Raw genomic sequence first — 11,936 nt, forward strand, 5'->3', positions numbered from 1 at the left:
CCGGCGGAAATGCTTTTTATATTCGGGAGGTTTATGAAGAGATGATCGATAAAGGGCAAGCATGGGGGGCCATCGACATCGGCTCCAACTCGGTGCGATTTCTCGCCGCCCGTCAGGAAGCAGGGAAACAGACTCCCTTATGGCATCACCTCGATACGACGAGGTTAGGCCGGGAGGTAACCCGTTCCGGGACGCTCCACCCCGATGCGGTGGAGCGAACGATGGCCGCCCTGGGCCACGGCGTAGAATCTATGCAAAAGTATGGTATCTCCGTTCAGCAGGTGGCCGCCTTCGCGACAAGTGCTGTTCGAGAGGCCCTCAATGGTCAGGATTTTTGCCGGCGAGTATATGAACGATTCCGGTTGGAAGTGGCCCTTCTGTCCGGAGAGACGGAGGGGCATTTGAGCTATCAGGGAGCTGTGGAGGGGCTTCCGGAAGGACTCGCAGCAGGGAGAATTCCTGTTGTCGTAGACATCGGCGGCGGCAGCGCCGAAGTGGTATTTCACCATAAGGACCGGTGGTGGCGGCAGAGCTTTCCCCTTGGCGCGGTCCGTCTGACCGAATCGCCCTTGGGCAGGGTGGATATTGCTTCGGTCTGGGCACCGGCGGTGGAGAAAGTGAGCTCTCTGCAACGGATGGGCAGGCCGATACTGATCGGAGTCGGCGGGACGATAACAACGGTAGCGGCCATTGCGCTGCAGTTGCGAGATTATGCTCCCGACAAGGTCCACGGCTATGAGATTCCACTGGAAAAAGTAAAGTCCATCGCCCGGGAGTTGCGAGCCATGGACTTGGAAGAGCGGAAACAAGTGGCCGGGCTGCAGCCTGAGCGGGCTGACATCATTCCGGCAGGATTATCGGTGTTAGAGGCCTTTATGGAGGACGGGGGATTTGAGGAGATCGTCGTCAGTGAGACCGATCTGTTGCACGCGGCATTGAAGCAAATCGCTTTGGGGGAGTGGCCGCCGCGAGGCGAATAGCCGCTGTACTGGCACGATAAATAGGTTTAACAACATGTCTTTGTTGGAAAGTTTATGATGGAACACTTCGGCAAATCGGGGTGCATTGACGCCGTTCGCTAAGGGCTGCGTGGCTGTTCGCTTGGTTGCTCCGCGGGCGCGCCAAACCTCTGGGTTTTTCTGCATGTGAACCGTGGCGCGCCTTTCCGCTATGCAACCTGTGCTCGCTACGCCACTTCGCCCAAAGCGCTCACTCCGTCAATGCACCCAAATCGTGCTTGATGGAGAAGATTTTATCAACTGTGCTAAAAAGCCGTGACGGCTATTTTTTACCAAACCTCTGAGCTACCGAAAGATGAGCCCGATTTTCCCAAGTATCCTGAAGGGTGCTCAAGCTTCCACCGCCGTACCGGCGTTCTAAGGCTTTGCTGAGCAGCCAGTCTGCTAAAGCGGGGTTTTTGGGCAGCACGGGGCCGTGCAGGTATGTGCCCACAGCGTTTTTGTAGACGGCGCCTTCCCCTTGATCATCGCCGTTATTGCCGAAACCGGCGGTGACCTGGGCGAGCGGCTGGATACCGCCACGGGAACCGAGGAAAGTGCGGCCCGAGTGGTTCTCGAAACCGACCAGTGTGGCCTGCTCGCCGAGCAAAGGGGCTTGGGCGACCACGTTGCCGATGAGACGTGTGGAACCGGCTTCGGTCCAGGCGTCAAAAAGGCCGAGGCCGGGCATTTCTTCACCGGTGTGGGTGCGGTAGTAAAGGCCGAGCAGTTGGTAACCTCCGCAGACGGATAAGAGGGGGAGACCACCTTCGGCAGCTTCTACGAGGGCCGGGCCTTTATGCTGTTGAAAGTCTTGAAAGAGCAAGGTCTGTTCCCGGTCTGAACCACCGCCCATGAAGACCAGATCGGCATCGTCAAAGGCCGCTTTTTCACCTAAGGAAGCGGAGTGGACCTGTAAGGTGATACCGCGCCATTCACAGCGGCGACGGAGGGTGATGATATTTCCGCGGTCGCCGTAGAGATTGAGCAGGTCTGGGTAGAGGTGAATGAGGGTCAAGGTGCGGTTCGATGTTTTACTCATGGGCTATTCCTCCCAATAGTGAGGCGAGTGCCCCAGCCGGGTCAAAGCGGCTTTAGACTCGAGAAGGGCCGTGTAGGTGGGCAGAATGTACAAGGTTTCACCGGGCTCTGTCATCTCAAGAGCGGAACGGATGGCTGATTCCACGTTCGCTTCGTAGCGAATGCTTTCAGCGGGGATGCCGGTATAATTCAGCCGCAGGGCCATGTCTTCACCGCGCAATCCGGACGTGAAGACGCTGCGCAGTTCCGGGTAGACAGGTTCTAAGGATTCAAAATCAGCATCCCAAAGCCAAGAGATGTCCCGGCCGTCGGCGGCATTGTCATTGATGATGACGAGCAGCCGTTTGGGGCCTCTGTTTTGAACGAGTGTACGGATCACTTCGTCGCAGCCGGTCGGATTTTTAATCAGCGCCAAAAAGGCCCGGCGGCCGTCCTCCAGTTCGATCCGTTCCATCCGTCCGAAGTTCGTCCGGTATCCCTGTAATCCGGCACGGATGGCTTTCTCAGGCAGATCGAGCCGGATAGCGGAAGCGATCGCTGCCAAAGCGTTGTATATGTTGTAGAAACCTGGTGTCGACAGTTCCAACTGCCAAGTGCCGCGAGGTGTTTCGACGGTAAAAGCGGAGCCCTCTTCACCTTTGAGCTGAATGCCGGTCACCTTGATTTTCGGTTCGGGCCGTTCAAATCCGCAGTGAGAACACCGATAATGACCGAGCTGGCCGAAGAAAAACCAGTCATAGGTCAAGGGATGACCGCAGAGGCGACAGAAACGGGTCTCTGCCGATTGGAGCATCTCCCGGGCACCGTAAGAGCGATCATCGATGCCGAAATAAAGGACTCGGCCCGGAAAATCTTTGCCGAGCGAAGCGACTAGGGGGTCATCAGCGTTGAGCACGGCGATCGACTGCACCGGCAGCAGTCGAAGGGCTTCGCCGACCAAGCTGACCGTTTTGTCCAGTTCGCCGAAACGATCCAATTGGTCCCGGAAAAAATTTGTCACGACGACGCCTTTCGGCTGAACCTCCCGGACGAGTTGAGGGATCGTCGCTTCATCCACTTCGATGATACCTAAATCGCTGGTGATGCTTCCGCCGATGGTGGCCGAGTCGATGAAGGCGGTCGTGATCCCACCAACGAGGTTAGCGCCGGCCCGGTTATGCGTCAGAGTCAAAGAGGACTTTTCCACGATGGCAGCCAGCATTTTCGATGTCGTCGTCTTGCCATTCGTACCTGTAACGACCATGGCTCCCCTTTTTAATTGTCTGGCGAGAGCGGTCAGGATCTGTGGAGCGACACGCCGACCGATTCCTCCGGGGAAGGACGTTCCTCCGTGGCCAAAACGGCGGTTTAGCCAGATCGCCGTTTTGCCCATCCACAAACCGGCTAATAAACGAGGCGATAACAACAGGGAGCACCTCCGTTGCAGTCGTGCATTGGCGAACCGATTATTCAGTTCGGCTATTTACTATTGTATATTACCATCACAACAGTTTACGCGTTTTTTTAATTTGATAAAAGCTTGACAAACCTTTTTTCTTGTGGCATACTATCAAAGTCGATTGGGCGCGCTTACTTGAAGGTGCCGAGGCGATGAGGATTGACGCGGGATGGAGCAGTTGGTAGCTCGTCGGGCTCATAACCCGAAGGTCGCAGGTTCGAGTCCTGCTCCCGCAACCAAATTTGGCGGTGTAGCTCAGTTGGTCTAGAGCATACGGTTCATACCCGTAGTGTCGTAGGTTCAAATCCTACCACCGCTACCAAATATTCATGGCCCGTTGGTCAAGCGGTCTAAGACACCGCCCTTTCACGGCGGTTACAGGGGTTCGAATCCCCTACGGGTCACCAAAATGAAAAATTCCCTCACCAAAATTTTACTGGTGGGGGTTATTTGTTTTTGTCCAACTGAATATGATAAGGGAAGATGAACCTTTTACAACATTGCCTTTAGGTAGAACAAACTCGAGAAAAAACATCATCATTTTTTTATCGGGACTTTCACAAATGGTTTGAATCTAGTAAAATGGGGAAGGACAAGGTGCTCGCGCGGTTGAATCATTCTTTTATTTATCGATGGTCGGATAATTCCGTAGGATAGAGAGGGTGGTGCCATGTTTATCTTCGTCGTCGGACTCAACCACAAATCGGCTCCAGTGGAAGTCCGCGAAAAACTGTCCTTTACTGAAGCGCAGCTGAGTGAGGCATTGCACAAGCTACAGGGTATGGCTGGGATCGAAGGTTGCTGTATTCTTTCCACGTGCAACCGGACGGAGATATACGGTGCGTCAACCGATATGGAAAAGGGCATGACCGCTGTCAAACGGTTTGTACTTGAATGGGGGCAACTCCAACCACAGGACTTTTCTAAATACTTCTACGTACATACGTTGTACGATGCCATTCGGCATCTCTTTCGTGTCGCTTCGGGATTGGACTCGATGGTTCTTGGAGAAACCCAAATTCTCGGGCAGGTGCGTACGGCCTATCAGCGCTCCTGTAACGAAGATTGCAGCAACGGAATCGTTAATACCTGGTTTCAACAAGCGATTACGGTGGGTAAACGGGTGCGGACAGAGACCGGTATTGATCAGCATCCCGTATCCATCTCTTATACGGCAGTGGAACTGGCCGAACAAGTCCTGGGTGGCTTAAAAGGCCGAACGGCCATGGTACTCGGGGCTGGGAAAATGAGTGTGCTCACTTTGAAGCACCTCGTAGCAGAAGGTGTCGATAAGATCATCATCGCCAACCGCTCCGTCGAAAAAGCGGAAGAGCTGGCAAAAAGCTGTGGTGGTGAAGCGATTTCTTTTGCGGATGTGAATCATCGCTTGGAGGAAGCCGACATCCTCATCTCCTGTACAGCGGCGACTCATTATGTCATTCGCAAATCCATGGTTGAACAAGTGATGGACAGGCGTGGCGGAAAACCTGTCTTCTTCTTCGATATCGCTGTACCCCGTGATATCGATCCGGAAGTGGCGCAAGTTCCCGGTACGCACCTCTATGACATTGACGCTATGCAACACGTGATTGACCGCAATTTGGCGGAACGGCGTAAGTGCGCAGCGGAAGCGGAGATCATCATCGAACATGAGATCAACCAATTCATGCGCTGGCTGAACTCGCTTTTTGTCATTCCGACCATCGTCGGTCTGAAAAACAAGGGCAACCAAATCAAAGAAAAAGAGCTTGACCGGGCTTTGTGCAAGTTAAAGCATTTGTCTGAAAAGGAAAAGAAACTTGTCGGTTCCTTGGCGAGCTCCATCGTCAACCAGTTGCTGCATGATCCGATCACGCAACTGCGCCACTATGCGGCTTCCCCGGAAGGACATTTGTACTCGGAGATTCTACAAAATCTTTTCTGCCTAGATGTTCCCGGCCAACGGCAAAAACACGTCGTTGTACATTACCCTGCCGTGGAGCAACGGCAAAACCGGGCCTAAAAAACGGACTTATGTTAAATTTTTTTTGAATACATGTTAAAAGTCTATTGATCAATGTTTTATGAAATGGTATACAATGATTGAATGAAAATTAACTGAAAAACGAGTGAGCTTTGACTGGAGGCATCGTGTCCGGTGCAACTGGTCATGTAATAATCATTTTATCTTTAAGTCCGGTTCTTTATTTTATTTGGAGGTGACATGAAGAGATGAAAAACTTCAAACTCATCGGTGTTGCTGCGGTTCTGGGCCTGTCTCTCGTGACGCTGACCGCTTGCAACGGTGGCAGCCAAGCTCCTGCTGAGAAGAAAGAGACTCCTGCTGTTAAAACCGAACAAGCTCCAGCTCCGGCTCCTAAGGTTGAAACTAAAACCGAAGCTAAAACCGAAACCAAAACTGCCGACGCTGGCAAAGGCAAAGAACTCTTCAACGGTAAAGGTGCTTGCAATTCCTGCCATAAGATTGGCTCTGAAGGAACTGCTGCCATCGGTCCGGATCTCGAGAAAGTTGGCGCCAAGTATGACGCTGACAAAATCGCTAAGATCCTGGCTAACCCGACCGGTGAAGGTCTGCAAGCTACCATGCCTCCCGCTGCCGCTCTGAGCGACGACGAGAAGAAAGAAGTAGCTAAGTTCCTGGCTTCCCAGAAGTAAGCGTGACTTCCTCGATTCAGAGGACGTACATAGCGAGAAAGAGCTCCCAACGGGGCTCTTTTTTATGCAATTGAACATAATACGTAGTACATTTGTATAGGATCTATGCAAGGATAAAAGAACGTGTTATTATACCATAGCAGGAAAACGATGCTTTGGTTGCCAAGCATCCTGTTATGCCATTTTGGAATAATACAGCGAATTTGTCCCGGCTCCAGAAACAGCATGTATATTTTGTGACTTCGACGTGGCGCGATGAAGGGGGTAGGGAACGATGAGATGACACATCGGAGGAGCATTCATAGGGGTGCCGCCACGGTGAGATTTCAGAATCGTTTCCTAATCTAAGCGCTATGGCCTGAGTCACTTTAATTTATAAGGGGGGGTAGTCATGAAAGCGCCGGACTATAAGGCAGGTATGCTCAACCTAATTGTACTAACCCTGATTGCCCTGGCGTTGGTCGCCGTAGCCTTCAAAAAGTTGGCTGACGGAGACTTTAACGGGGCGGCGATTTACATAGGGTTCCTGTTCATCGATTTTGGCGTGGCCCTGTATTCTTTCCGGGTAGCCATATGGGATGGAACAGGGTATAAGGAGGTCAAAGACTAATGGATCAGAACGTATCCAGAAGGAAGTTCCTGGGCGGTGTCATTGCGATTCCGACGTTGGCCGTTCTCACAGCGCCTTTAGCGGCTGTTGGCGGATTTGTCTATCCTCCCGATAGACTGCTTCAGCCACCGCAACCGAAGAAAATCGCCAAGTTGGCCGATTTGAAACCGATGGAAGCGCTCCACTTTGATTACAATGATGTTCCTTGTTTGGCTATCAAAACCGGCAAGGGTGAAGTGATCGCTTACAAACTCAAGTGCACTCATTTAGGTTGTACTGTCGACGTTCCGAAAGGCAGCCTGGAAGGAAAGAAACTCGTTTGTCCCTGTCACGGTGGTCAATTCGATCCCGAAGGCAATAATGTAGGCGGACCGCCGCCGAAACCGCTCGTCCGACTGCAAGTAGCCGTAGAAAACGGCGATGTCATCGTTAAAGAGGGGGTTGCGTAAGAGATGAATTGGTTGGAAGAACGCTTGCCCGGTATCGGGAAAGTGGCGGAAGATATCGCTGAGCACCCGGTCCCCTCTCATACGCTGAACATCTTTTATTGTCTCGGTGGACTCACGTTACTCGCTTTTCTCGTCCAGTGTGTAACCGGCTTGTTTTTGGCATTATACTACAAGCCCACTCCGGAAGCGGCCTTTGCCAGCGTGCAGATGATCACCAACGAAGTGCGTTTCGGCGCCACCATTCGTTCCTTGCACCACTGGGCGGCCAACCTGATGATCCTGCTGGTCTTCCTGCACATGCTGCGCGTTTACTACACAGGTTCTTTCAAAAAGCCGCGGGAACTGAACTGGCTTGCCGGTTGCTTCCTGCTCGTGTTAAGCCTCGGTCTGGCCTTCACCGGATACCTGCTCCCTTATGAACAACTATCCTACTGGGCATCGGTCATCGGTGCTGAAACGGCCGGTTCCTTGCCGGTTGTCGGCGCGACTATGAAGATTATGATGCAGGGCGGCATCAAGGTAACCGCAGAAATGCTCAGCCGGTTCTATGTATTGCACGTGATGATTCTGCCGCTCGTAACGATCGGCTTCCTGGTTGCTCACTTTATCATGATTCGGGTTCAGGGCATATCCGATCCCATGTAAGGAGGTTGATCCTGTGGAAAAGAAGCGGTTCACAATACCCTTCATGCCGGTGCATATCACCACCGAAGCTGCTATTGCGATGATTTTCATCGGCGTCTTGTTCATCCTCGCCGGCGTCTTGCCGAAAGAGATGATGGAACCTGCCGATAAACTGGTGACACCGATCGGCTTAAAGCCGGAATGGTATTACCTCTGGGCCTATGTCATTTTGGAAATGGTACCGAACAAACTCATGGGGATTCTGATTCCAGGTGTGATGGTTGGCGCCCTTTTCGCCGTTCCTTGGCTCGAACGGAGTAAAGAACGTCGTCCGGCGAAACGCCCTATCGCGGTAGGCGTGTTCACCGCTATGATGCTCGTTGTCGCCGCCCTGACCTATTATGGCGCAACGATCCAAATCGGCGGCTAAGCGTCTGTCGATGATGGACAGTCTTACGAGACTTTGAGGACAAGGGGGAGACGAATTGGGAACCCGTAAACTGATTATGTTTGGCGGGACAGCTGTACTCCTGGTTGGAATTTTGTTGGCCCCGAGCCTGCAAGCCAAAGGAGAACTCGTTCGCGGCCACGAATTATATAAGACAAACTGTGCCTCCTGTCACGGTGAGGACGGTAAAGGCGTTAAAGGCGTAAAGGCAGCCACATTGAACAATGAAGGCTTCTTGAAGATTGCCAGCGACGACTATATCCTCAAAAGCATGCGTGCTGGACGGTTTAACCAAAACATGACTGCCTTCGATCATACGAAAATTCCTGATGAGAAGGCTCAGTTGATCATCAAAAACATTCGCAGCTTCCGTCCAGATATTCAGCCGCAAGATCTGAAAAATGAGCGGATCGTCGGCGATCCCGTCAAAGGTGAGGCTTATTACAAACAAGTCTGCGCCGCCTGTCACGGACCTAACGGTGAAGGTGGTATTGGATCTTCGATCACCGATCCTGGCTTCCTCAATGCGGCTACAGACGAGTTTATTCTCAAGTCTGTGACGACAGGTCGCCCTGGTACCTCGATGCCGGCCTATCCCGATACGCAGGAACTGCGCAATACGATTTCGTTCCTGCGCAGCAAACAGATTCCTTTAGACGTAGCTCAGGAAAACGCGGAAAAGAAAAAGGCTGAAGAAAAGGCCGCGAAGTAACCCCCTTATACCTACAGAAGCAGCATCAACGAAAGACTTACTGGAGGAATGAATCATGAGGAAGATCGTAGCGCTACTATGGCAATGGCGGCATTTGGTCTTCCTCATATTTTTTTCTCTAATGGCGACTTTTTTTCTGGATTTGACGATGACGATTGTCCGTAAGTGGATCGATGGAGAATCTGTGGGTATCTCCCAGGCTATCATCGGTCCTGCAGGCTTGGTCATCGGCGGATATGGTCTCTTGCGATTCGTCTATCGCCATGATAAAAAAACGGGTCGCGTCAAAAGGAACGTCAAATGGCTTGAATAATGTGAGCATCTTCGGTTAGGACGAATTCGGGATGCATAGTGCAGTAGAGATTTTATAAAGCTCTTATCTCGTCATAGAGCGCTACCGGAGTTGCGGGGCGGGGACGGGGATGGAGCGATGGGGGTCAAAAATGAACGTAGCAATCAATGTCCTCAAACTCATCGCGAGCATCATCATCTGCCAGGTAGCGAGTTTAATTGGCGCTAAGTTCACCATTCATCCGGCCAATATCATATGGTATGCCCAACTGGCCAAACCTGCATTCAACCCGACGAATGACGCCTTTTATCCTGTTTGGATAGTTCTATATACACTTATGGGAATCGCCCTGTATTTGGTGTGGCGAAAAAACCTTGAACAAGGCGAAGTAAAAATCGCCTTATCCTTGTTTTCGGCGCAATTATTGCTAAATGTCTTATGGTCATGGGTTTTTTTCGAGTTACAAGCTCCCTTTTACGCTTTTTTCGAGATTATTTTGCTGGCAATAGTAATTTTATCGACTGTAATCGCTTTTTATAAGCAGTCCGAATTGGCGGCTGTCTTGATGATGCCCTATTTTTTACGGGTTTGTTACGAAGCGATATTGAACTATTATATTTGGCAAATGAATCCGTAGGCTCCTTGAACAAGCTAAGTATAAGATTTTTGGGGAGTTTGCCAATGCAAAGAGTTGATCGACGGTGGATTATGCAGTATAATTCAACCAACTGAGGAAAACGGGCAGCTCCACCAGCAGAGGGTGAGCGACATCGGCAATGTAAATTATGGTAAAATTGGACCTAATTCGATTATTCAGACAGTTGCCGCGTTAAAAGAAAAGTACGGAGACGAAAAAGCGGACGTCATTCTCCGTCAAGGCGGCAAAGGGTATTTGATAGATAACCTTCCCAGCGAAATGGTCGATGAGAAGGAATTCATTTCACTCGTACATATGTTAGCTTCATCGGTAGGACATACAGAAACCAAGGTCATACTTCGCCGATCCGGAGAATTGACGGCCAAGTACCTCTTAAAACATCGGATACCAGGGCCTATCCAATGGCTGTTAAAGGTTCTGCCGGCGAAACAGGGCTTACGAATCTTGCTCTCAGCGATCAGTAAGAATGCTTGGACCTTCGTCGGTACTGGTACGTTCTCTTACGATAGTGAAAATGAGAAAAAGATTTATATCGAAAATTGCTTGTCCTGTCGGGGATTGCACTCGTCACAACCGATATGCAGTTTCTACGAAGGAACCTTTGAAAAGCTGATTCAAACGTTGATAGTGTCCAAAGCGCAAGTTCGGGAAATAGAGTGCATCGCCTTAGGGGCAAAGACATGCACTTATCAAATTCAATTTCCTAAATAAAGATTGGCATAAACGTTGACTAAGACAAATACATATTAAAGGAACCACAGGAAGCCCCTGAAATCACAGTTGCCCGCTCCGGTACTATTGGCTGAGACGCGGTGGGGCTCCCTCAGCAATAACAGAAGAGTGGGTGCCGAGATGAGTGTTAACATCAATCGAGAGAGTCCAGCGACTCTCGACACAAACGCTACCATTCCTGATTCGGCTACCATATGGCGGGTACGACTTAAACTCACGAAACCACTTACCTGGATCGGGCCAGTATGGTCTGTCGGGTGTGGTATCTTAGGTGCATCTGAAGCCCATTTAAGCCTTTGGACAATCTTATACGGCGCCCTATTGATGTTCCTTATCGGACCGCTGGTACTCGGGATGGGACAATCCATCAACGATTACTATGATGCCGATGTGGATGCGATCAATGAACCTGACCGCCCCTGTGCCAAATATCCGAAACTGTTCAAAAAGCTGGCGCTCACGAACGTGGCTGTCCTGTCTTTGGCGGCGATGGCTATCGCTTACCTAGCGTTTCGGATTGAGATATTCTATCTGGTTGTTGCCGGTCTACTCATCGCTGTTGGATACAGCATGCCGCCGCTGCGATTTAAGCAGAACGGATGGATTGGAAATGCATCCTGTGCACTTACATACGTCACCCTTCCTTGGATTGCAGGCCTCTTGGCTTTCCACAGTTTGACACCGGAACAGACCATAGTCGCTTTTGTTTACGCCATCGGATCCCACGGATTTATGACCATGAATGACTTCAAGAGCGTCGAAGGCGACAAGCAATGGGGTCTTCGTTCCATCGTCGTCATGTACGGTGTCCAAGGCGGCTTGAAAATCGCACTTGGCATGCTCATGGCATCCCAACTGATGGTAGCTGCTTATGTCGCTTATCTAGGCGATTACATAGGTTCCATTGTGTTAGTCGGCTTGCTTCTTGCACAAGTACCTTTTCAAAAGAAACTGAAGCAAGACCCCAAAGCCAACGCCCCCTGGTATAACGCAACAGCCAACAGTTTTTTTATTCTATCCATGATGGTTGCGGCGTATATTCTCAGATAAATTTCTACCCATCGAAGTCCACATCACAGCACTGGACGTAGCCGGGGGAATAACTCAAGGTTTCCTTGAGGAAATCGATAGGAGGTGGGAGGACAATTTAGCGGTCCACTCGGGCACCGCGGAAGGTTCCAAAAACATGGGATACGGCCATAATACCAATCTTTACTACGCCAGACCCGGGAACCATAACGCGGGGCTGCAAAGAACCTAACCACAATTCGGTAAAGGA

At 50.9% G+C, this 11,936-nt stretch carries 14 protein-coding genes and 3 tRNA genes; 15 read left to right on the top strand and 2 right to left on the bottom strand.

Features of this window, described 5'->3' with window-relative positions:
- The first annotated feature begins 41 nt into the window (after positions 1–41).
- Entirely contained in the window at positions 42–980 is a 939-nt protein-coding gene (locus GJ688_RS05670; protein WP_170291709.1) for a Ppx/GppA phosphatase family protein, read from the top strand.
- A 301-nt stretch (positions 981–1,281) separates the two neighbouring features.
- On the opposite strand, the gene GJ688_RS05675 is transcribed toward GJ688_RS05670, so the two are convergent.
- Positions 1,282–2,040, bottom strand: a complete 759-nt coding sequence (locus GJ688_RS05675) for a type 1 glutamine amidotransferase (RefSeq protein WP_155475577.1) — start codon at positions 2,038–2,040, stop codon at positions 1,282–1,284.
- Between the two features lie 3 nt (positions 2,041–2,043).
- Positions 2,044–3,444 (bottom strand): Mur ligase family protein, encoded by a 1,401-nt coding sequence (locus GJ688_RS05680; protein ID WP_155475578.1) that lies wholly within the window; start codon positions 3,442–3,444, stop codon positions 2,044–2,046.
- A gap of 196 nt (positions 3,445–3,640) precedes the next feature.
- Here GJ688_RS05680 and GJ688_RS05685 point away from each other — a divergent pair.
- From GJ688_RS05685 to bchG, 14 genes are all read left to right on the top strand, one after another.
- Positions 3,641–3,716, top strand: a tRNA-Met gene (locus tag GJ688_RS05685).
- A gap of 5 nt (positions 3,717–3,721) precedes the next feature.
- A tRNA-Met gene (locus GJ688_RS05690) sits at positions 3,722–3,799 on the top strand.
- 9 nt (positions 3,800–3,808) lie between these two features.
- Positions 3,809–3,884: transfer RNA gene (locus tag GJ688_RS05695), tRNA-Glu, on the top strand.
- A gap of 263 nt (positions 3,885–4,147) precedes the next feature.
- Positions 4,148–5,479, top strand: coding sequence for a glutamyl-tRNA reductase (gene hemA, locus GJ688_RS05700; RefSeq protein WP_155475579.1), 1,332 nt, complete (start codon positions 4,148–4,150; stop codon positions 5,477–5,479).
- Positions 5,480–5,688: 209 nt separating this feature from the next.
- On the top strand, positions 5,689–6,132 hold the full coding sequence (locus GJ688_RS05705; protein WP_155475580.1) for a c-type cytochrome: 444 nt from the start codon (positions 5,689–5,691) through the stop codon (positions 6,130–6,132).
- Between the two features lie 391 nt (positions 6,133–6,523).
- Complete coding sequence (locus GJ688_RS05710) at positions 6,524–6,742, top strand: hypothetical protein (protein ID WP_155475581.1); 219 nt, start codon at positions 6,524–6,526, stop codon at positions 6,740–6,742.
- Positions 6,742–7,191 (top strand): QcrA and Rieske domain-containing protein, encoded by a 450-nt coding sequence (locus GJ688_RS05715; RefSeq protein WP_155475582.1) that lies wholly within the window; start codon positions 6,742–6,744, stop codon positions 7,189–7,191. The genes GJ688_RS05710 and GJ688_RS05715 overlap by 1 nt, the downstream gene beginning before the upstream one ends.
- Positions 7,192–7,194: 3 nt before the next feature.
- Complete coding sequence (locus tag GJ688_RS05720; protein WP_155475583.1) at positions 7,195–7,836, top strand: cytochrome b N-terminal domain-containing protein; 642 nt, start codon at positions 7,195–7,197, stop codon at positions 7,834–7,836.
- Between the two features lie 13 nt (positions 7,837–7,849).
- On the top strand, positions 7,850–8,245 hold the full coding sequence (locus GJ688_RS05725) for a cytochrome b family protein (protein ID WP_155475584.1): 396 nt from the start codon (positions 7,850–7,852) through the stop codon (positions 8,243–8,245).
- Positions 8,246–8,300: 55 nt separating this feature from the next.
- Positions 8,301–8,975 carry a c-type cytochrome gene (locus tag GJ688_RS05730; protein WP_155475585.1) on the top strand — a complete coding sequence of 225 codons (675 nt, stop codon included), beginning with the start codon at positions 8,301–8,303 and terminating at the stop codon, positions 8,973–8,975.
- 55 nt (positions 8,976–9,030) lie between these two features.
- A complete protein-coding gene (locus tag GJ688_RS05735; protein WP_155475586.1) occupies positions 9,031–9,288 on the top strand; it encodes a hypothetical protein in 258 nt (85 codons plus the stop codon).
- 130 nt (positions 9,289–9,418) lie between these two features.
- Positions 9,419–9,904 carry a TspO/MBR family protein gene (locus GJ688_RS05740; RefSeq protein WP_155475587.1) on the top strand — a complete coding sequence of 162 codons (486 nt, stop codon included), beginning with the start codon at positions 9,419–9,421 and terminating at the stop codon, positions 9,902–9,904.
- Between the two features lie 123 nt (positions 9,905–10,027).
- Positions 10,028–10,636 carry a bacteriochlorophyll 4-vinyl reductase gene (gene bchJ, locus GJ688_RS05745; RefSeq protein ID WP_207708764.1) on the top strand — a complete coding sequence of 203 codons (609 nt, stop codon included), beginning with the start codon at positions 10,028–10,030 and terminating at the stop codon, positions 10,634–10,636.
- Positions 10,637–10,777: 141 nt separating this feature from the next.
- Positions 10,778–11,707, top strand: coding sequence for a (bacterio)chlorophyll synthase (bchG, locus tag GJ688_RS05750; protein ID WP_155475589.1), 930 nt, complete (start codon positions 10,778–10,780; stop codon positions 11,705–11,707).
- The last annotated feature ends 229 nt before the right edge of the window (positions 11,708–11,936 follow it).

Source organism: Heliobacterium mobile (assembly GCF_009720735.1).
Classification (GTDB): domain Bacteria; phylum Bacillota; class Desulfitobacteriia; order Heliobacteriales; family Heliobacteriaceae; genus Heliobacterium; species Heliobacterium mobile.